This window comes from Ligilactobacillus murinus (assembly GCF_003288115.1).
Classification (GTDB): Bacteria; Bacillota; Bacilli; order Lactobacillales; family Lactobacillaceae; genus Ligilactobacillus; species Ligilactobacillus murinus.
The window spans coordinates 589,113-609,241 of the sequence record NZ_CP023565.1; the positions used below are offsets into that span (position 1 = coordinate 589,113).

Annotated in this window: 21 protein-coding genes and 1 tRNA gene; 18 read left to right on the plus strand and 4 right to left on the minus strand. The window is 39.0% G+C overall.

The annotated features are described in order from the left end of the window. Window positions 1-27 precede the first annotated feature (27 nt). The 3 genes from CPS94_RS02945 to CPS94_RS02955 all read left to right on the plus strand — a co-directional run bounded on the left by CPS94_RS02945 (window position 28) and on the right by CPS94_RS02955 (window position 2,171). A complete protein-coding gene (locus CPS94_RS02945; RefSeq protein ID WP_004048385.1) occupies window positions 28-741 on the plus strand; it encodes a helix-turn-helix domain-containing protein in 714 nt (237 codons plus the stop codon). Beyond that, window positions 678-1,589: an IS3 family transposase gene (locus tag CPS94_RS02950; protein WP_112193163.1), complete on the plus strand. Its 912-nt coding sequence runs from the start codon at window positions 678-680 to the stop codon at window positions 1,587-1,589. The genes CPS94_RS02945 and CPS94_RS02950 overlap by 64 nt, the downstream gene beginning before the upstream one ends. Window positions 1,590-1,961: 372 nt before the next feature. Further along, window positions 1,962-2,171, plus strand: coding sequence for a hypothetical protein (locus CPS94_RS02955; RefSeq protein WP_076150349.1), 210 nt, complete (start codon window positions 1,962-1,964; stop codon window positions 2,169-2,171). A 23-nt stretch (window positions 2,172-2,194) separates the two neighbouring features. Here the strand turns inward: CPS94_RS02955 and CPS94_RS02960 are convergent, their stop codons facing one another. The 3 genes from CPS94_RS02960 to CPS94_RS02975 form a co-directional block, all read right to left on the minus strand. Next, window positions 2,195-3,130: an IS3 family transposase gene (locus CPS94_RS02960; protein ID WP_112195199.1), complete on the minus strand. Its 936-nt coding sequence runs from the start codon at window positions 3,128-3,130 to the stop codon at window positions 2,195-2,197. Beyond that, window positions 3,055-3,582: a helix-turn-helix domain-containing protein gene (locus CPS94_RS02965; RefSeq protein WP_112195197.1), complete on the minus strand. Its 528-nt coding sequence runs from the start codon at window positions 3,580-3,582 to the stop codon at window positions 3,055-3,057. Before CPS94_RS02965 ends, CPS94_RS02960 begins: the two co-directional genes overlap by 76 nt. A gap of 313 nt (window positions 3,583-3,895) precedes the next feature. Further along, complete coding sequence (locus tag CPS94_RS02975) at window positions 3,896-4,366, minus strand: phospholipase A2 family protein (protein ID WP_238145378.1); 471 nt, start codon at window positions 4,364-4,366, stop codon at window positions 3,896-3,898. Between the two features lie 944 nt (window positions 4,367-5,310). On the opposite strand from CPS94_RS02975, the gene deoC reads away from it, so the two are divergent. The 15 genes from deoC to CPS94_RS03055 all read left to right on the plus strand — a co-directional run bounded on the left by deoC (window position 5,311) and on the right by CPS94_RS03055 (window position 19,082). Further along, window positions 5,311-5,958: a deoxyribose-phosphate aldolase gene (gene deoC, locus CPS94_RS02985; RefSeq protein WP_112195191.1), complete on the plus strand. Its 648-nt coding sequence runs from the start codon at window positions 5,311-5,313 to the stop codon at window positions 5,956-5,958. A gap of 12 nt (window positions 5,959-5,970) precedes the next feature. Further along, window positions 5,971-7,173, plus strand: coding sequence for a phosphopentomutase (locus CPS94_RS02990; protein WP_112195189.1), 1,203 nt, complete (start codon window positions 5,971-5,973; stop codon window positions 7,171-7,173). Further along, window positions 7,166-7,882, plus strand: coding sequence for a purine-nucleoside phosphorylase (gene deoD, locus CPS94_RS02995; RefSeq protein WP_112195187.1), 717 nt, complete (start codon window positions 7,166-7,168; stop codon window positions 7,880-7,882). Before CPS94_RS02990 ends, deoD begins: the two co-directional genes overlap by 8 nt. A 16-nt stretch (window positions 7,883-7,898) precedes the next feature. Beyond that, window positions 7,899-9,185, plus strand: a complete 1,287-nt coding sequence (locus CPS94_RS03000; RefSeq protein ID WP_112195185.1) for a pyrimidine-nucleoside phosphorylase — start codon at window positions 7,899-7,901, stop codon at window positions 9,183-9,185. Window positions 9,186-9,423: 238 nt separating this feature from the next. Next, window positions 9,424-9,750 carry a hypothetical protein gene (locus CPS94_RS03005; RefSeq protein WP_112195183.1) on the plus strand — a complete coding sequence of 109 codons (327 nt, stop codon included), beginning with the start codon at window positions 9,424-9,426 and terminating at the stop codon, window positions 9,748-9,750. A gap of 212 nt (window positions 9,751-9,962) precedes the next feature. Next, a tRNA-Ser gene (locus tag CPS94_RS03010) sits at window positions 9,963-10,050 on the plus strand. A 211-nt stretch (window positions 10,051-10,261) separates the two neighbouring features. After that, complete coding sequence (gene tpx, locus CPS94_RS03015) at window positions 10,262-10,756, plus strand: thiol peroxidase (RefSeq protein ID WP_112195179.1); 495 nt, start codon at window positions 10,262-10,264, stop codon at window positions 10,754-10,756. Continuing rightward, window positions 10,756-10,956 carry a hypothetical protein gene (locus tag CPS94_RS03020; protein ID WP_112195177.1) on the plus strand — a complete coding sequence of 67 codons (201 nt, stop codon included), beginning with the start codon at window positions 10,756-10,758 and terminating at the stop codon, window positions 10,954-10,956. The genes tpx and CPS94_RS03020 overlap by 1 nt, the downstream gene beginning before the upstream one ends. A 288-nt stretch (window positions 10,957-11,244) precedes the next feature. Beyond that, entirely contained in the window at window positions 11,245-12,522 is a 1,278-nt protein-coding gene (gene hisS / locus CPS94_RS03025; RefSeq protein ID WP_112195175.1) for a histidine--tRNA ligase, read from the plus strand. Between the two features lie 15 nt (window positions 12,523-12,537). Then, window positions 12,538-14,304 (plus strand): aspartate--tRNA ligase, encoded by a 1,767-nt coding sequence (aspS, locus tag CPS94_RS03030; RefSeq protein WP_076149881.1) that lies wholly within the window; start codon window positions 12,538-12,540, stop codon window positions 14,302-14,304. A 227-nt stretch (window positions 14,305-14,531) separates the two neighbouring features. Continuing rightward, the gene (locus CPS94_RS03035) at window positions 14,532-15,404 is read left to right on the plus strand and encodes a YitT family protein (RefSeq protein WP_004047945.1); all 873 of its coding nucleotides are present in this window, start codon (window positions 14,532-14,534) and stop codon (window positions 15,402-15,404) included. A gap of 16 nt (window positions 15,405-15,420) precedes the next feature. Continuing rightward, the gene (locus CPS94_RS03040) at window positions 15,421-16,440 is read left to right on the plus strand and encodes a sugar transferase (protein ID WP_112195173.1); all 1,020 of its coding nucleotides are present in this window, start codon (window positions 15,421-15,423) and stop codon (window positions 16,438-16,440) included. Beyond that, window positions 16,437-17,213 (plus strand): glycosyltransferase family 32 protein, encoded by a 777-nt coding sequence (locus CPS94_RS03045; RefSeq protein ID WP_112195171.1) that lies wholly within the window; start codon window positions 16,437-16,439, stop codon window positions 17,211-17,213. Before CPS94_RS03040 ends, CPS94_RS03045 begins: the two co-directional genes overlap by 4 nt. Then, a complete protein-coding gene (locus CPS94_RS03050) occupies window positions 17,214-18,164 on the plus strand; it encodes a glycosyltransferase family 2 protein (protein ID WP_004047942.1) in 951 nt (316 codons plus the stop codon). Between the two features lie 15 nt (window positions 18,165-18,179). Beyond that, window positions 18,180-19,082, plus strand: coding sequence for a deoxyribonuclease IV (locus CPS94_RS03055; protein ID WP_112195169.1), 903 nt, complete (start codon window positions 18,180-18,182; stop codon window positions 19,080-19,082). A 58-nt stretch (window positions 19,083-19,140) separates the two neighbouring features. Here CPS94_RS03055 and CPS94_RS03060 read toward each other — a convergent pair whose 3' ends face one another. Further along, window positions 19,141-19,956, minus strand: coding sequence for a pyruvate, water dikinase regulatory protein (locus CPS94_RS03060; protein ID WP_004047936.1), 816 nt, complete (start codon window positions 19,954-19,956; stop codon window positions 19,141-19,143). Window positions 19,957-20,129: the final 173 nt, after the last annotated feature.

A 20,129-nucleotide genomic window follows, 5' to 3' on the forward strand; every position in this document is an offset into this window, starting at 1 on the left:
TCATCTTATACTTGGAGGGTATTTTATATGTCTAGGAAATCAAAATACAGTGCAGAACAAAAATTAGCTATACTAAATGAACTAACCCGTTCTAATATTAGTGAGGTGGCTAAAAAGTATGCAGTGGGCAAGAAAACTATTAGAACTTGGGGGTATCTATATGAATATCAGGGCATTGATGGCTTACGATCTACTCACAATAATCATAGATATTCAAAGGAATTTAAATTATCTTTGGTCCAACAGTATCAAAAATCAGACGCGTCGCTTGAAATATTCGCGATCAAGCATGGGCTAAAGTCCAAAACACAACTATCAGATTGGATTATGCAGTATAATGAATCTAACTTAAAGGCCTATACGCCAAGAAAGCGAGATTCAAAAATGAGTGGACGAAAGACTGACTTTGAAGAACGACTTACTATCATTGAAGAGTTGATTAAGCATGATGTGAACTACAATTGGGCAGTTGAAAAATACCATATTAGTTACCAACAAGTTTATGGCTGGTATCAAAAGTATCGCAAAAGCGGTAATGACCCAGAATCACTTCGTGATCGCCGAGGCAAAGCTAAGCCAGAAGAGAAGTGGACGGAAGTTGACCGACTCAAGGCAGAGAATCGCTTATTAAGGGCTCAGCTAGAAAAGCAAGAGATGGAGATTGCATTCGCAAAAAAATTAACAGAAATACGCAATCGGGAGGTGGAAAAGGACTCCGGTACCAAGCCATCAAAGAACTAAATCAAGAAAATGGATGGTCAATTAGCCAGTTGTGTAAAATAGCTGATTCTTCGCGAGATGGTTATTACAAATGGCTCAATCGAAAGCCAAGTCAATATCATAATGAGCAAGCAGAGTTACTTGAAGCGATTGTAGAGTTAGAAGAAGAACATAATTGGACGCTGGGATATTTAGCGATGACTACACAGTTAAGCTTTGAAAACCGTTTAAGCTTTACCGCTGGATTAAAACGAATAACTAACTGCATGCGTAAGCATGGAATTAGAGCAAATATTAGGAAGAAGAAGCGCAATCGAATTCAACGCCATGAAGAATACATCAATGACAACTTATTGCAGGGACAATTCGACCGTGAAACTAAAAATGAAGTGTGGGTTACCGACACAACGGAAGTAGCCTACGGCGAACACACACTTCATAAAGTACGAGTACACGTTATTTTAGATTTATATGGTCGTTACGCTTTAAGCTACAATATTTCAGACACAGAAACTTCATCAGCAGTAATTGAAACCTTTAATCGTGCTTTTACGGTTGAACCTGATGCGCAACCAATGATCCATACTGACCGCGGGTCAGCTTACTGCTCAAGTATGTTCAACGACTACTTAGCCTCTAAAAATTGTATTCATAGTATGTCGCACCCCGGTCATCCTTGGGAAAACTCACCCATAGAGCGTTGGTGGAATGACTTCAAGCTAATCTGGATTAACAAACACCCTCGTCCTAAGACGCTAGCAGAGCTAGAACAACTCGTCAAAGGAGCCATTGAATACTTTAATACCAAACGCGCTTACACAAGCAAAAACGGCTTGACCGCGGAACAATTCCGCAACCAAGCCGCCTAAAATTTTTATCTATTTGATCTGTATACTTGACGGGACATAGTGCCGCACTCGTTAGTTGAGTGCTTTTTATTTTGCCTTGACCTGAGTAAGTCATAAAACTGCTCAAAAATCAATACGTATGTGGGTCTAAGGAAAAATAATCAAAGAAAAGCTAGGTTATGATATAGATAATTTTTCGGATTGAAAAAGCTACTAAATTATATCCATCGAAATTTAAAGGCAACAATGGTTTTGGAGATGTGTACGAACAAAAAATAATGTTATATAATGAAGACGGCATCCCAGTGAATGTTGTTGTAGGTTGGATAATACCGAAAGATAATCTTAAACAAATAAGATTTACGAGTAGCTATATTAAGGAGGTTAAGAAAAATGAGTAAACTTATCCCACAGGAATATGATGAAGTTATTTTGAAAACAGGTGAAAAAGTTTGTTTAATGGATCAATTAGACGAAACTCATTTCCTTCCTGATTATGGCGTTGAAACACCTGAACAAGAAGAAAAAACGATGGCGATGATGCCAATTTCAATTGATGATATTGAAAAAGTTGTATATAGACCGAAAGGCACTCTGAAGTGAACCCATAAAGTTGGACACTCTATTTAGACTATATTTCTTAAGGCAAGATGTCGGTATTCTACCGGTGTCTTGCCTTTTAGTTTGACCTTTATCCGTTCGTTATTGTAATAGCTGATCCAGCTGATCATTGCTTTGACCAACTCTTCTTGTGTTGTATATTCTTTATTGTGATATAGCTCTACTTTCATTGTGTGGAAAAAACTTTCCATGGGTGCATTATCTAAGCACGTTGCCCTACGAGACATGCTTTGAAAGATCCTATTTTCTTTTAGCTTCTTTCGCCATTGGACACTCTGATATTGGACACCTTGATCGCTATGGAGAGTCATACGATAGTTTAATTTAGGTCTAAGTTTTATCAATGCATCCAACGGTTTTACCACGAAGGCTGTTGTTGGATGCTTACTGATACTATAGCTTACTATTTCATCTGTACATAGATCCTTGATAGGTGAAAGATAGACACGTTCTTCTTGTGTCTTATTTCCATACCTAAATTCACTTACGTCGGTCACCATTTTTTGAAATGGTAAATGTGTATCAAAACGTCGATGTAATAAGTTCTTAGCTTTCTTACCTTGTGGTCCAAGGGCAGAATTATATTTTCGCCTTTGTTTATTATACATATGCGCTGATAGATCATTTTCTCGCATGATGCGACTAACACGCTTATGATTTACTTTTATGCCTTGAGATCGTAATTTCAGTGTTACTGTACGATAACCAAAACACGGGTGCTTTGATTTGACCTCCTTTATAAGCTTTAATAGCTCCTCATCTTTATTTTTTCGCCCGTTTATTCGTTGGGCTTGATAGTAAAATGTACTACGTTTAAGACTAGTGTAAGGTAGTATTTCATCCAATGTATATTTAAATTTTTGCCTTAATTCTTGGATGATTTGATATTTTTCTTGCGATGTCTGCGCTTCTGAACCAAGGCATCGAGTTTTTTTAAGTATTCATTTTCAACCCGTAAAGCACGATTCTCAGCTCGTAAACGTTCTAATTCAGATAATTCTGATTTTTCTGCTTGTTTATTATTGTTGGTCGTCATGTGTTTAGCCCGTCCTCTTCTAGTAAATAAGGCATCAACACCTTTAGTATCCAATTTACGTTGCCAAGTCGCGATCGTCCCAGGATTACTTATATCAAACTGAAGTGCTGTTTGCGGATAGGAAGCCTTATGTCTTTTTCTCCAGTTTAAAACGTTGAGCTTAAAATTTCCATCGTAATCGTATTTAGGGTAGCGAACTTTTAACCCATCAATACCATATTTTTGATATCGTTTGACCCACATAAGGATATTTGAGTGATTCATCACTTTATAAACTTTAGCTACTGTGTTACTTCCATATCCTCTTAGATACATATTTACAGCTCGCAACTTATCCTCAAAAGAAAATTTAGTCATAGTAAAACCCCCTAAGTTAGATTCCTTTGTCCAACTTAGGGGGTTCACTTCAAGAAGATTAAGCATGATTTTTTCTATTGGTATTCAACTCTAAGGGGTGTTGACTCCAAAATGAATAATAAAGACTATAGAGAAAATTGATAAAAGAATCATAGGGATAAATGTGAATAACAATAAGAATTTATGTTTAGCTTTATCTCTAAAATACTTGTATATGAAAAATGAACACCAGATAATATTTGATGAGAGAATTACTACAAGTAACGTCTTAATGAGTATAAAATTAATAAAATCAAACATTGATTTCACCTTCCTATGTCCATACGGAAAATAGCTTAATTGCTGCTCTTGCGTAGACTCCTTTATACGTAGTAATAGGAGTTCTATTGGCTATAGGTCTTAGTTTACTAATAAATGCCCTATTACAAGATTTACTTTTTGCATTGAATCCTTTGAAACATGCGTCGTGGGATCTACATGCAGCATCTAAATCATCAATAGGCTTCTTATTCCACCCTTTATTTCCTTTACCGCAATAATTACCGTAAGAACCTATTGGAAATAATGCTCGAAAGACACCATTAACAGTCGAAGTATAACCTTCTGCTTCGATATTGAGAGATAAATCGTTTATTGCGTTACCAACATTTAAAACATCTATTGATTGTTGATCTTGTTTAGCTTTTTGCAGATCAAATTTAACAGATCCGTTATTATCTACTGCAATATATTGGTCTAAAGTCAACATTAATTGTTGGTTTTCAGGAGTTAGATTATCATACAAATTGAAGTAACTATCAGATTAAATATCAGGCTGGACATCAGCTTTAACAATAGATAAACCGTTAAAGAAAATTATCCCAAAGAGGATTGACAATAAAAGGATGATATACTTGAGAAATCTAGTAGTGCGATTTAAAAGTTCCATTTCAGTAACCTCCCGTTTCTAAATTGTTTGCGTCTAAACGAGTTGTCTATCGGAATAAACTAATAATTATACTAGGTGCTACTTCTTCATATAACCCTCTTTAAGTTGAGTAACCGTTTCCAATTAAATTGTATCATGATCAACTATACTCGTCAATAACACATTTTAATTATTGATTGTAAGGGCGAGTGGTAGCAGATTGCTCCCATTTTTTATCAGTGTTTTTTCTAAAGTGGTAGCAAATTGCTGCCGTTTTGCTACCACTTTTGATGTTATAGTGAAAAAATGCTCCCACTTTGCTCCCACTAATTTTGGATTGAAGCATTGCGAGCGCTCCGCCTCCGCCCACCGCGCTTAGAAGATTGTATATAACTTCAGTCGCAAGGGCTCCTTGCGCAAGCTGTAACCAGCTTTTGAACATATCATAATTAAAAATAAGCTACAACTTTTTCTTTGTATTCGTCGATCAAGTACGCATAAATATCTGTTGTTGTCAAAAGGTCCGCATGACCTATGCTAGGCAGATAAGCGACATGTGTACGCTGTAAAATTAAATAGATGATGTTTGACTCGTAAATCACTACAAGTAGCTAAAGAAGTAGGTAAAAGCGTATAGACACTTGATCACTACAAAAAGGATAGTAGTAAAATCAGAAAGATTTATTGACCAATATTAGCGAAATAAAATATTCAGTAATTTTTCCTAAAATTCAAGCTATTTGTTGTACAAGTTGATCGTCTAAATGTTATATTGTAAGCGTATTCATAATATAAAATTTATATTTTTGGAGGAAGTAGTTATGGATCTAGTAAAATATATCGATCACACGATCTTGGCACCAAATGCAACTGAAGAACAAGTAGAAAAGATAATTTCTGAGGCATTAGAATATGGCTTTGCATCAGTCTGTATCAATCCATATTGGGTCAAAAAAGTGGCTCAAGGTTTAGCTGATAGTGATGTCAAAGTCTGTACGGTGATCGGCTTTCCTTTAGGCGCTAATAAGACCAGTATCAAAGTCAGTGAAGCTAAAGAAGCGATCGCTGATGGAGCAGATGAACTTGATATGGTGATAAATATCGGCGAATTAAAGGCCAAACATTACGACGTGGTCAAAGCAGATATCAAGGCGGTAGTTGATGTATGTCATGCAGAAAGTAAATTGGTCAAAGTTATCATTGAAGCTTGCTTATTGACCGATGAAGAAAAGATCAAGGCTTGTGAATTGTCAAAAGAAGCTGGGGCTGATTACGTTAAAACATCCACTGGTTTTTCGACTGGTGGCGCGACCGTAGCTGACATTGAATTGATGCGAAAGACTGTCGGACCAGATATCGGTGTTAAAGCTTCTGGTGGGATCCATTCCAAAGAAGACGCGCTAGCCTTGATCGAGGCAGGAGCTTCACGTTTAGGTGCGAGTGCAGGGATCAAGATCGTTAATAGTTAGGATGTGAATAGAATGCGATTTAAACGTGTATTTACATTAGTGCTCGACTCGGTAGGGATCGGAGCTGCTAAAGATGCGGCTAAATTTGATGATGAAGGCTCTGATACTCTAGGCCACATCACTTCTTATTGGAATAGTGAGTTAAAATTACCTAACTTAACGGCTCTAGGTTTGGGCAATATTCGGGCTGATTCGCCATTAACAGGCGTTTTACCAGTTGAAGCCCCACTAGCTTACTATGGCAAGATGCAAGAGATCTCGGCTGGAAAAGATAGTATGGATGGTCACTGGGAAATGATGGGCTTGCCAGTCACTGAACCGCTGGGCTTTTTCCCTAATGGATTCCCAGAACCATTGATCAAGGCGATCGAAGAATTTAGTGGCCGTAAAGTGATCGTCAATCGTCCGATCTCTGGGACCGAAGTGATCGCTAAATACGGTGAAGAGCAGTTAGAAACTGGGGCTTTGATCGTGTATACCTCAGGAGATTCAGTCTTGCAGATCGCGGCTAATACAGCGATCATTTCGCTCGATGAGTTGTATCGGATCTGTAAATATGTTAGAGAAATAACGATCGATGAATATCACATCGGGCGTATTATTGCGCGTCCATATGTTGGTAAAGATAAAAGTGAATTTAAACGAACGTCTGACCGGCATGATTTTACTTTAGTCCCTCCAAAAGATACGGTCCTAGATATGTTAGGTCAAGCTGGCTTTGAAGTCATCGGAGTTGGAAAAACGAACGATATTTTTTCAGGTAAGGGGATCGCTACAAGGATCCATACTGAAAGTAATGATGACGGGATGACTAAGACGGTCGAAGTTGCCCAAACAGATTTTACCGGCCTGTGTTTTACGAACTTGGTCGATTTTGATGCAATGTATGGTCATCGCCGTGATCTTGAAGGATACGGTAAAGCTTTGGCAGCATTTGATGAACGTTTGGGTGAATTACTGCAGAATTTACAAGTTAACGATCTATTGCTGATCACAGCTGATCACGGTAACGATCCTGGATTTAAAGGGACTGACCATACGCGTGAATATGTGCCTTTATTAGCTTATTCACCAAGTTTTTCTAAGGGTAGTTCGTTAGGGATCCGTGAGACTTATGCTGATCTGGGAGCAACGATCCTAGATAATTTTGAGTTACCAAATAAAACGGACGGTAAGAGTTTTTTAACCGATCTACGGAGGGATCAAGATGAGTGAACATATTGAAGCCAAGAAAGGTGATATTGCTAAGATCGTTTTATTACCAGGTGATCCTTTACGGGCCAAACATATTGCGGAAACGTTTTTAGACGATCCACGCTGTTACAATACAGTTCGCAATGCATTGGGTTATACAGGAACTTATAAGGGGATAAAGATCTCGGTCCAAGGCACAGGGATGGGGATCCCATCAACTTTGATATATGCAGAAGAGCTGATCAATTATTACGGGTGTGAGATCTTGATCCGTGTCGGTACATGTGGCGGAATGGCGCCGGAAATAAAAGTTAGAGATGTTGTTTTAGCGCAATCGGCAACAACTGATTCGGCCATCATTCAAAATACTTTTGGTAGTGGTCTTTATTATGCGCCCACAGCTGATTTTAGTTTGCTTGATCATGCGTATACTGCGGCTAAAAAAGAGCGGATCGCAGTTAAAGTTGGCAATATCATCTCAGAGGATCGTTTTTATAATGAAGAGATCGATCGAAAAAAATTGATCCAATACAATGTGTTAGGGGCTGAGATGGAAGCGGCAGGCCTATATCTGATCGCAGCTAAGTATAATGTAAAGGCTTTAGCTGTTTTGACGATCAGTAACCACATTATAAGTGGCGAATCAACTCCAGCATCTGAGCGTGAAAGATCATTTAATGACATGGTAAAAGTTGCGCTTGAAGCTGCAGTTTCACAAGTTAAAGTGTAGAAAGGTGGGAGCCACAATGCGAATGGTAGATATTATCGAACGCAAACGCAATGGAGCAGAATTGACAAAAGAAGAGCTACACACTTTTATTGAGGGTTATACTAAAGGCGAGATCCCAGATTATCAAGCTAGTGCTTTTTTGATGGCGACCTATTTCAATGGGATGACGGCTAAGGAGCAAGCGACCTTTGCTTTAGAGATGCTCCATTCAGGTGATGAAGTTGACTTGTCACTGATTCTAGGGATCAAGGTCGATAAACACTCAACTGGTGGTGTGGGGGATAAGACTAGTATTCCCTTAGCTCCGATGATCGCTGCGTTAGATATTCTGATCCCAATGATCTCAGGTCGGGGGTTGGGACATACTGGAGGAACGTTGGATAAATTGGAAGCGATACCAGGGTTTAAGGTCGAACTAAGTGAGGCTGAGTTTATCCAGCAAGTCAAAGATATCAACTTGGCTATCATCAGTGCCACTGGTAATATCGCACCCGCAGATAAGAAATTATATGCTTTACGTGATGTTACTGCAACAGTCGACTCGATCCCGTTGATCGCAGGTTCTATTATGAGTAAGAAGATCGCTTCTGGTACTGATGCGCTGGTCTTAGATGTTAAGACTGGCTCAGGTGCATTTATGAAGACACAAGAGAAAGCTAAAGCGATGGTCGAGATCGGTAAAAACGTCGGGATGCGCTGTATGGCGGTTATTTCTGATATGAATCAACCATTGGGCAATACGATCGGAAATACCCTTGAGATCGAAGAGTCGATCGAGATCTTAAAGGGGAATGGGCCTAAAGACATCACTGATCTTGTTTTGACATTAGGAAGTCAGATGGTAGTTTTAGCTGGAAAAGCCGAAACGCTAGAGCAAGCCCGTGAAATGTTGATCGAAGTTTTGGTAAATGGTAAGGCCCTTGAAAAATTTGGCGCTATGATCGAAGCACAGGGAGGTGATCGCAATATCATCGATGATCATAGTTTGATGCCTCAGGCAAAATATCAGATCTCGATCAAGGCACCTAAGGCAGGCTATATTTCTAAAATGACAGCTGATGAATTGGGTGTAGCAAGTATGCTACTTGGCGGTGGTCGTCAAAGTAAAGAAGATACGATCAATTATGCAGTCGGTTTACGCTTACACAAAAAAGTCGGTGAGCGAGTTGAAAAAGATGAGGAGCTAGTAACGGTCTATAGTGATCAAAAAGACATTGAGCAAGTTGAAAAGTTGATCTTATATAATATCGAGATCGGCGAAAAGACTAATGCTGTTCCGTTGATCCATGAAATAATCAAATAGCAGACAAGATGGTATTGTTAGGGATGTAAGGCTTAACAATACTATTTTTTGATTTGCATAATTTGGTGATCCATATTAAGATAATTAGCACATTGAAAAATGGGAGGAAATAGAGTTGAAACTATATGAGTTGACGTTGAATAACGTTTTTTATGTAGATTAACAGCGAAAAGATATTTATTTAGTTCATATCAGGTATCCACAATATTTTACGTTAAAGCAACCAACTTTACCGTGTGTGAAAGCTAAGATCGATATCAAGGATCGTGTCGAACGGCCCGAAGTGAGATTTCATGAGGGGAAATTTACGCGTTTTAATGTAACGTATCATTTTCCCAATACAGGGCTATCAAAGCCTGATTATAAGGTCAATCTTTTATTTTATTCAGAATTTATCAAGATCACGCGCCACCATATCGAGCATGTACATAAAAATTTGTTGGAACAGTTGCCAGATGATTTCACTAAAAGTGAGCTGGTCTCGTTGGATGAACTTGAAGAAAACTTCAATAATGATGGTTATATCGGGCAATATTTACAGGCAACATTACAAGCAGTAGGTTAAGATGATAATTTTCAAGCATCAGTAATGATGCTTTTTTGTTTGCACTTTCAAGAGGTACGCTAGCTGGTACTGAGGACTAAAGCGTATTTAGCCACACTAAAGAAAGCTAGTGGGAACTAAATATATTTGGTGAAATTAGAGAATTTTAAGTATATATTTTTTTAAATATTGTTGCAATTTAAAAATGAAGTTGCTATAATACTCTTTGTTATGGAGAGTTGGCAGAGTGGTAATGCACCGGACTCGAAATCCGGCGAACCGGCTAATACCGGCGCGCAGGTTCAAATCCTGTACTCTCCTTAAAAATACCTGATTATAGCAAGGGTTAGAAGCTATTTTCCTTTACAGAGGAAGATATGAAGACCATCTGATGATTATCAGATGGTCTTTTTGTATAGAAACTGTAATAAAATTAGATGTAATTATTGTGATTTAGGTCAAAGCAAAAAATTTGCTTTCTAGCGCCAGTGTGATTAAATAAAAGTAATTTAAATGTTGGAGGGATTTTAAAATGGAAATTCTTTTTCACGGTGTTGCAACAAAAACGAATGGAACTCCCGTAAAAGTCGGTGAAAAATTGCCAGCGTTTACTGTAAAAGATGCAGCTGATACCGTTAAAACTGGGACACAACTTTTTACTAAGGTAAGTTTGATCAGTGTCGTGCCTGATATCGATACCCGCGTTTGCAGTCTCTCGACAAAACGCTTCAATCAAGAAGTAGATAAATATAATAATATTAATTTTTATACGATCTCGACCAATACATTAGAGCAACAAAAGAATTGGTGTGCTGCTGAAGGTGTTGCTAAACTTGAACTTTTATCGGATGCCACGGCTGAATTTGGTAAAGCTATGGGATTATATGTTGAAGAAAAGGGGATCGATGCACGTAGCATTTGGATCGTTGATACTAAAGGTACAGTTCTTTATCAAGAATTATTGGCAGAACAATCAGATGAACCAAATTATGCTAAGGCTTTAGAATTTTTGGATAGTTTGAATTAATGCTAAAGTTTCTCGTATTATTACTTGTGCTATGGTTGCTCTTTAAAGTCACTGATGGTGTTTTTAAGGGATGTATAGCACTCTTTGCCTTTGTATTTTTAGGTGTGATCGTATTAGCCTTCTTAGGTTTATTACTAAAATTTTGGTGGCTTCTTTTGGTATTTTTCTTGCTAGGGGTCGCAGTAGCTAATAAAAGCTAAAATAGGCTTGACTTTGAAGCCAGTTGATATTATGCTGAATAGTATAATATCAGACCGGTTTAAAGAGATGAGTAATTTAAGTTTGGCGTCCAGAGAGCGGAGGTTGCTGGAAATCCGTCGCTCAGGCTTAAGTGAAAGACGACTCTTGAGGTGCATATGAGAGTATGCCGCGATAGGTGCGTTATCCTAAAGTAATAAATTAAGGTGGTACCGTGCTGTTTGCGCCCTTGTTGAATTTGGTTCAACAAGGGCCTTTTTTATTACCGGAACATTTTTAGGAGGAAATCCATGAAATATCAACGTCCGAAGGGCACAGCCGATATTTTGCCAGCTGAATCAGCAAAATGGCAATATGTTGAAGCTAAAGCTCGTGAATTATTTAAAAAATATCGTTACCATGAAATGCGGACTCCGATCTTTGAAAGCTTCGAAGTTTTTTCCCGTACTTCGGGAGAAACATCCGACATTGTAACCAAAGAAATGTATGATTTTTATGACAAGGGTGAACGGCATATCACTTTGCGTCCAGAAGGAACTGCTGGGGTGGTACGTAGCTTTGTTGAAAATAAATTATACGGTCCTGAGTTACAAAAACCCGTCAAAACTTATTATATGGGACCGATGTTTCGTTACGAACGTCCACAATCTGGACGCTTACGCGAATTTCATCAGATCGGGGTCGAAGCATTTGGCGTTGACAGTCCGGCTTTAGATGTTGAAGTGATCGCAATGGCTATCGATCTTTTGGAAAGTTTTGGGTTAGATAGCTTGAAGTTAGCTTTGAATACTTTAGGCGACAATGAATCACGTCAGGCTTACCGCCAAGCTTTGATCGACTATTTAGAACCATTTGCCGATCAGCTTTCAGATGATTCCAAAGAACGACTACACAAAAATCCGTTGCGGGTCTTGGATAGTAAAGATATAAAAGACCAAGCGATCGTAGCTGATGCCCCATCGATCTTGGATTACTTAACACCTGCGGCAACAAAACATTTTGAGACGTTAAAGAAACTCTTAGATGATCTAGGGATCAAATATGAAGTCGATCCTAATATGGTGCGTGGTTTAGATTACTACAACCATACGATCTTTGAGATCATGAGCGATTCGAGTGCCTTTGGTGGTAAGTGGACGACTGTGTGTGCTGGAGGGCGTTATAATGGCTTAGTTGAACAACTTGGTGGTCCTGAAACACCAGGGATCGGTTTTGGCCTAGGGGTCGAACGCTTGTTATTAGTTTTAGATGCAACTGAAAATGGCTTACAACTTGAAGATCCCCTTGATGTTTATGTTGTTGGGATCGGTCAAAGTGTCAACGCTGAAACATTAAAATTGGTCCAAAGTTTACGGCACCAGGGCTTTAGTGCTGATCGCGATTACCTTGAGCGTAAACCTAAGGGACAATTTAAAACAGCTAGTCGTTTGAATGCAAAATATACTTTGACTTTAGGGGAAACTGAATTAACAAAACAACAAGCTAACTTAAAGAATATGGAAACTGGCGAAGAGATCAGCGTTTCGTTAGCAGACATCTACGCTAACTTTGCTGGCCTACTAGCTTAAGAAAGAAGGATAGACATGGAACGTACAACTTATGCAGGTTTAGTTGATGAAAAATATTTAGGACAAGAAGTAGTTTTAAAGGGTTGGGTCCAAAAGCGCCGTGATCTTGGTAACTTGATCTTCGTTGATCTTCGGGATCGTGAGGGGATCGTCCAACTTGTCTTTAGTCAAGAGTTCGGAGCCAAAGCACTTGAGATCGCTGAAAATATTCGGAGTGAATATGTGATCGAAGTTGAAGGAAAAGTCGTTAAACGTGCTAACGCTAATCCTAATATGAAGACTGGTCAGATCGAAGTTGAAGTTTCTAAGATCACTGTTTTAAACGAAGCTAAGACAACACCATTTGATATTTCTGACGATATCAATGCTTCAGATGATCTACGTTTACAATACCGTTATTTAGATCTTCGCCGTCCAGAAATGTTAAAGGCTTTGAAGATCAGAAATCGGATCACGCAAGCAGTTCACCGCTACTTAGATGAAAATAATTTCTTAGATATCGAAACACCATATTTGACACGCTCAACGCCAGAAGGGGCACGTGATTATTTGGTCCCATCGCGCGTTTATCCAGGTCATTTCTATGCTTTGCCCCAATCACCACAATTATTCAAGCAATTATTGATGGGCGCTGGTGTAGATCGTTACTATCAGATCGCACGTTGCTTCCGTGATGAAGATCTGCGGGGGGATCGGCAACCAGAATTTACCCAGATCGATATGGAAATGTCATTTATGACGGCTGAAGAGATCCAAACGATGACAGAAGGCTTATTAAAAGCTGTAATGAAAGATGCTTTAGGTGTAGAATTAGAAACGCCGATCAAGCGGATCACATGGAATGAAGCAATGGATCGCTTTGGTTCTGATAAGCCAGACATGCGTTTTGGGATGGAATTGACAAACATGGCTGATGCGGTTGCAGGAGCTGGTTTCAAAGTCTTTGATAGCACATTAGAAAATGGTGGGCAAGTTAAAGCGATCACAGTTCCTGGTGGGGCCGATAAGTATTCACGTAAGCACATCGATGAAAAACAAGAGTATATCAAGCGCTTTGGGGCTAAGGGGTTAGCTTGGCTCAAAGTTACAGATGAAGGTCTAACTGGTCCGATCGCTAAGTTCTTTAAAGAACGCGAGGATAAGATCTTAGCAGCTAGTGGGGCTAAAGCAGGTGACATGCTCTTATTTGTGGCTGATAAGCCAAAAGTTGTAGCTGATGCACTTGGTTATCTTCGAGTAGCTATTGCTAAAGAGTTAGACATGATCGACAAGTCACAATTTGCCTTTGTTTGGGTCGTTGATTGGCCATTATTTGAATACAGTGAAGAATTCGAACGTTATATTGCTGCACACCATCCATTCACGATGCCAAATGAAGAAGATCTTGAGCTATTAGCTACTGATCCACATAAATGTCACGCACAAAGCTACGATATCGTGTTGAATGGTTATGAATTAGGTGGTGGTTCGATCCGTATCCACCAACGTAGTGTGCAAGAGGCAATGTTTAAGGCTTTAGGCTTTACAAAAGAAAGTGCTAAAGAACAATTTGGTTGGTTCATGGATGCTTTAGACTTTGGTTTTCCTCCACACGGTGGCTTAGCACTTGGATTAGATCGTTTTGCAATGTTATTAGCTGGTAAAGATAACATTCGTGAAGTGATCGCCTTTCCTAAGAATTCCAAGGCTTCTGAACCGTTGACCCATGCTCCAAGTCCAGTGGCAGATAAACAATTAGATGAACTTTATCTAACGACTGAAATTCCAGAAGATAAGGCTTAATTTATTATTTGATAGCTTGTTTAAGTATTTACTTAGGCAGGCTATTTTTTACATAAAGTGGTTTGTTCTGGAGCCAAAGTGCGGTATCATTATTTAGAGAATAGTTTACAAGCAAAAACAGCGGTGTATTATTTCAAGGTAAAGTTATTTAAAATTTTTAAAGAAAAATGCGGATCTGTTTCTTGTATAGCTGAGATAACTTTTGTGCTTGAAAGGATTTAATTACAATGGATGAACTACAAAAGATTTGGAAACGCCATGTTTATATCGCTAAGGCTTCGACAGCATTTATTTACGGTGTTTTAGTTTCGATCGCGATGAACTTTTTTTGGGAGCCAGGGCATATTTACTCTTCCGGGATCACGGGGCTAGCTCAGCTGCTCGCCACTTTAACAGCCAACTTGCCAGTGCATCTTTCAACCGCGTTACTGATCTTTATCTTAAACGTGCCACTTTTTATCTTGGCATGGTTTCAGATCGGGCGTCGCTTTACATTTTTCACGGTTTTAGCGGTCTTTTGCTCATCACTTATGATCAAGTCACTTCAACCGATAACGCTGACACACGACCCGATAATTTGTGCCCTTTTTGGTGCTGCGATCAACGGTTTTGGAACTGGCTTGGCTTTGAAAAATGGGATCTCCACTGGTGGCTTGGATATTTTAGGTTTGACGATCAGAAAACACACGGGTAAAAGTGTCGGAACGATCAACATTATTTTCAACGCTTTTATCGTTTTAGCTGCGGGGGCAGTCTATGGCTGGCCGTATGCTTTTTATTCTGCATTAGGGATCCTTGTCAATGCACGGGTCATGGATATGGTCTATACGCGCCAACAAAAAATGCAAGTAATGATCGTAACCAATAAACCAAAGAGTGTGATCGATTGTATTCAAAATCACATGCAACGTGGGATCACGATCGTTCATGGCGCTGAAGGGGCATATAAACATGATAATAAGACGATCTTGTTTACGGTGATCTCGCGCTATGAACAACCAGAATTACGTCAAGCAATGACAGAGTCTGATCCGCATGCTTTTGTAAGTATTGCAGAAAATGTTCATATCATGGGTCATTTCTACGAACCCAATCCATAGAAAGGAAAACCGGTCAATGGAAAAATATGTAATCTCGATGTATGATAAGGGTCAAAATGAAGCTGGTCCAAAAGCTAAAGTTGATGCTGAGGATTTTTTAGCCACTGCGGGTTTTAAAAAACTGAATTTTTATTTTTCTGGGGCTAGAAAAGCTAAGCTTATGAGTTATAAGCAGAGTTTTTGGGATATTCCGCGGCAGATCAAAAAGTTAGAAGCACAGACAGTGGTTTTTCAATATCCGTCTTTTGATCAACGTACTGATCAGGTGATCGTGAAAAATGTGCGTCGCTTTACGCAAGCCAAGCTATTGTATTTGATCCATGATATCGAATCTTTACGCGCTTATGCTGGTGATGTGGCGTATCGCAAAAAAGAGATCGCATTTTTAAATCAAAGTGATGGTTTGATCGTACATAATGAGAAAATGAAAGCTTGGCTCAAAGAAAATGGGGTCATTAAGCCAATGACTGTATTAGAGATCTTTGATTATGCTAATCCAGTTAAATTAGCGACTGACCGTCCTTATGAGAAAAGCATTTGTTATGCGGGTAATCTACAAAAAGCCGATTTTTTACAAAAGTTGGAGCTAAGTAGCCCGTTAGCCTTGTATGGTCCTAATAAAGCCACCACTTATCCTAAAAATCTCACCTACTATGGTTCGTTCCCGCCAGATGAATTGCCAGCAAAATTAACGCAAAATTTTGGTTTGGTTTGGGACGGCACAAGTATCGAACGCTGTGATGGTAGTTTTGGAAATTACCTAAAATATAATGACCCTCATAAGACTTCACTGTATTTGAGCTCGGGTCTTCCAGTCATCATCTGGAAAGAAGCGGCCTTGGCTGACTTTATCGTGAAAAACCAAGTGGGACTAACCGTCGAGAACTTAGCGCAATTAGATGAAATATTAAATGAATTGACACCAGAGATGTATCACCAAATGTGTCAAAATGTAGCTAAAGTAGCTCATAAGATGCGTTTGGGGGCTTATTTGCAAGCAGCTGTGACAAAATTAGAATATGAGGTGACAAAATGATCCCTAAGATAATCCATTATTGTTGGTTTGGTCAAAATGAAATGCCTAAGCAGTATCGTCAGTATATTGAAGGCTGGAAAAAAATTTGTCCCGATTATGAGATCATTGAGTGGAATGAAGAAAATTACGATGTTGAGCAAGTAGCCTATACTGCGCAAGCTGCAAAAGCTGGTAAGTGGAGTTTTGTCTCTGATTATTTAGGCTTTGATGTTGTTTACCGCTATGGTGGGATCTATTTGGATACTGATGTTGAATTACTTCAAACGTTAGATCATATTTTAGAAAATGATGCTTTTTTTGCGATCGAAGAAAATGAAAGTGGAGCTGAAGTTGCGCCAGGCTTAGGGTTTGGAGCTAAAAAAAATCACCCACTGTTAAAGCAGTTACGCGATATGTATAATGACTTGAAATTTATCCAAGCCGATGGATCGTTAAATACGGTCGCGATCCCAGTTTATACAACGCAATTGTTGGAAAAGTTCGGCTTTAAACGCCAAGATAAACTACAAAAATTGGGCGATGTGACGATCTACCCGACAAATTACTTTGCACCAATGGATTTTTTAACGGGACAGATAAAACTCAGTCCCGAGACGCTCAGCATCCATCACTACAGTGCGTTATGGCAAACACCGACCAATTTACGGCATATCGAAAAAATGCGTCAGATCAATCGACGTTTTGGTAAAAAATGGGGGATGCGGATCAATTTTTTGTGGCGTGTTTGGTGGGCGCTTGAACGCCGGAGCAAGAAGTTATGGGGGGAAAAGTAAATGACAAAGATCAGTGTGATCGTTCCAGTCTATAATGTTGAAGCTTATCTACCAAAATGTATCTCAAGTTTAGTCAAGCAAACTTTCACTGATTTTGAAGTCATTTTAGTAAATGACGGGAGTACTGATAGTTCGGCTGAGCTTTGTGAAAGTTATGCTGACCAATACCCGTTGCTCATCAAAAGTTATACCAAGCCAAATGGTGGATTATCAGATGCGCGTAATTTTGGGATGCAATATGCAACTGGACAATATGTCATGTTTTTAGATTCGGATGATCATCTTGCACCTAATGCTTTGACAAATATGTATGCCTTGACAAACGAAGGCAACAAGAAGATCGTTGAGTGTGATTTTTATTGGGAATATCCGGATAAAAAAATAAAAGATCAAGCACCTAAATATGTTTCACTCAAAGATTATATGATCCGTGGACGTGTGGTCGCTTGGAATAAGTTATATTTACGGACGTGGCTGTTAGACACAAAAGTTAAATTTCCCAAGGGAAAACTCTATGAAGATCAAGACTTTTTCTTTAAATTAGTGACTTATTTAACGGATATCACAGAGGTTGCCGTTGATCGTGAGTGTGAAGTTTATTATGTGCAACGCCAAACTTCGATCTCATATAGTGAGACGACACGGATCGCTGAGATATTATGGATCTATCAAGATATCATCGATTTTTATCAAACTAAAGGGCTCTTTGAGACCTATTATCTTGAATTAGAGTATCGGTTTGTGCGAAACTTATTAGGAAATGTTTTATTACGCAAAGTCGTTAAATTAAAAGATAAACAACTAAAGCGTCAACTCCTAGATCAGATCTGGCAGCAAAAAAAGATCTGGTTCCCAGATTTTGCTAAAAATCCATATTTACGTCAAAAAAGTAAAGTTGATCTATATTTACGTTGTATCAATCCACTAACTTATCGACTATTTTATCTTTAAAAATGAGGTGAAAAAATGCTAATTGGTTCACATGTCGGCATGAAGGGAAAAGAAATGTTGTTAGGAGCAGCAAAAGAGGCAAAGAGTTATGAGGCTTCGACCTTTATGATCTATACAGGTGCGCCCCAAAATACGCGGCGCAAACCGATCGCTGAGTTAAATATCGAAGCTGGCCAAGCGTATATGGCAGAACACGGCTTAAGCCAGATCGTTGTCCATGCTCCTTATATCATTAATCTAGGTAATACTAAAAAACCGGAAAATTTTGGTTTTGCTGTTGATTTTTTACGGGCTGAAGTTGAGCGTGCTGAGGCTTTAGGGGCAACTCAGATGACGCTTCATCCTGGAGCACATGTCGGTGCGGGAGCAAAGGCCGGGATCGCAAGTATTGCTAAGGGCTTAAACGAAGTCATCCAACCTGAGCAAAAGCTTCAGATCGCCTTGGAGACGATGGCAGGCAAAGGAACAGAAGTTGGGCGGAGTTTTGAAGAATTAGCTCAGATCATTGACTTGGTAAAGTATAATGATAAGCTATCTGTTACTTTGGATACTTGCCATGCAAATGATGCAGGCTATGCGATCAAAGATGATTTTTCTGGTGTTTTAACAGAATTTGATAAGATCATTGGTTTAGAGAGACTAAAGGTGATCCATTTAAATGACTCCTTGAATCCTCAAGGAAGCCATAAAGATCGGCATGCTAATCTGGGCTTTGGTACGATCGGATTTGAAAGTTTAGAAAAGATCGCTAAACTTGATGAATTAGCTTCACTACCGAAGATCTTGGAAACACCATATGTAGGCCCCGATAAAAATGATCGTTATGCTCCATATGGTTATGAGATCGCAATGTTACGTGCAGGTGAATTTGACCCTGAGTTACTTGATAAGATCTACCAAAATAAGGGGAAAAAATAGACACAAAAAAACTAAGATCTAAATTGAGCGTTTCAATTTACAGATCTTAGTTTTTTGTTTATCTTTGAGCGTTATTATCCAAACTTTCAGTGATGATCATTGCAGTTTCTTCGATCGACTTATGTGCAACGTTGATCACAGGACAACCCAGCTTTTTGTAAAGCTCATTAGCAAAATTCAATTCGCTTTCGATGTTGTCGATGTTTGAGTAGTGTGTGTCGGGATCAAGACCATAAGAGATCATTCGTTCACGCCGGATCCCATTTAAGATCTCGGGGTCGTTAGTCAACCCAAAGATCTTGTTAGGATCAACTTTATAGATCTCTGCTGGAATCTGTGCTTTAGGAACAAGCGGTAGATTAGCCACTTTATAACCCCGATTAGCTAGGAAAAGTGACAATGGGGTCTTCGATGTCCGCGAGATCCCTAGTAAGACTAGATCAGCCTTCAAAAAGCCAGCTGGGTCTTTACCATCATCATAGGTAACGGCAAATTCAAGGGCTTCGATCCGGTTGAAATATTCTTTATCAGTATTGTGATTGATCCCTGCTTTTTGTAATGGTTTTTCGCCCGCTTTTTGTGAGAATTTTTGGATAACGTCACTTAAAGCATCGATCACGGATAAGCCATTTTCTTGGCAGTAATTATTTACAAAAGTCGATAGTTCCGGATCGACAAAAGTATGCACGATGATAGCAGCTTCGCGTTTTGCTTTGTTCAAGATCCCTTGTACCAAAGAAACGGTCTTGATCAATGGGTAACGTTGGATCTTGAAATCTGCATTAGGAAATTGGACACTAGCAGCTTCGGCGATCGCATAGGCAGTCTCCCCAAGTGAATCTGAGATTGCATAGACATGTAATTCATTTGACATAAAATTGCCTCCCATAATTATGATAAAGTGTTAAAAAGCGACTTATTCTATGAAAATTATAGCTTATCTAACGGGCGATTCCAAGAAAAATGGCTAGGGTAAAAAAACACTGTAAAACTCTAATTTTTCGCCGCTCAAACTACAAATGAGCACTAATTATGTAAAAGTTTATA

Coding starts and splice junctions, on each gene's coding strand:
- CPS94_RS02945 (WP_004048385.1), top strand. CDS start 28: ATGTCTAGGAAATCAAAATACAGTGCAGAACAAAAATTAGCTATACTA.
- CPS94_RS02955 (WP_076150349.1), top strand. CDS start 1,962: ATGAGTAAACTTATCCCACAGGAATATGATGAAGTTATTTTGAAAACA.
- CPS94_RS02965 (WP_112195197.1), bottom strand. CDS start 3,582: ATGACTAAATTTTCTTTTGAGGATAAGTTGCGAGCTGTAAATATGTAT.
- deoC (WP_112195191.1), top strand. CDS start 5,311: ATGGATCTAGTAAAATATATCGATCACACGATCTTGGCACCAAATGCA.
- CPS94_RS02990 (WP_112195189.1), top strand. CDS start 5,971: ATGCGATTTAAACGTGTATTTACATTAGTGCTCGACTCGGTAGGGATC.
- deoD (WP_112195187.1), top strand. CDS start 7,166: ATGAGTGAACATATTGAAGCCAAGAAAGGTGATATTGCTAAGATCGTT.
- CPS94_RS03000 (WP_112195185.1), top strand. CDS start 7,899: ATGCGAATGGTAGATATTATCGAACGCAAACGCAATGGAGCAGAATTG.
- tpx (WP_112195179.1), top strand. CDS start 10,262: ATGGAAATTCTTTTTCACGGTGTTGCAACAAAAACGAATGGAACTCCC.
- CPS94_RS03020 (WP_112195177.1), top strand. CDS start 10,756: ATGCTAAAGTTTCTCGTATTATTACTTGTGCTATGGTTGCTCTTTAAA.
- hisS (WP_112195175.1), top strand. CDS start 11,245: ATGAAATATCAACGTCCGAAGGGCACAGCCGATATTTTGCCAGCTGAA.
- aspS (WP_076149881.1), top strand. CDS start 12,538: ATGGAACGTACAACTTATGCAGGTTTAGTTGATGAAAAATATTTAGGA.
- CPS94_RS03035 (WP_004047945.1), top strand. CDS start 14,532: ATGGATGAACTACAAAAGATTTGGAAACGCCATGTTTATATCGCTAAG.
- CPS94_RS03040 (WP_112195173.1), top strand. CDS start 15,421: ATGGAAAAATATGTAATCTCGATGTATGATAAGGGTCAAAATGAAGCT.
- CPS94_RS03045 (WP_112195171.1), top strand. CDS start 16,437: ATGATCCCTAAGATAATCCATTATTGTTGGTTTGGTCAAAATGAAATG.
- CPS94_RS03050 (WP_004047942.1), top strand. CDS start 17,214: ATGACAAAGATCAGTGTGATCGTTCCAGTCTATAATGTTGAAGCTTAT.
- CPS94_RS03055 (WP_112195169.1), top strand. CDS start 18,180: ATGCTAATTGGTTCACATGTCGGCATGAAGGGAAAAGAAATGTTGTTA.
- CPS94_RS03060 (WP_004047936.1), bottom strand. CDS start 19,956: ATGTCAAATGAATTACATGTCTATGCAATCTCAGATTCACTTGGGGAG.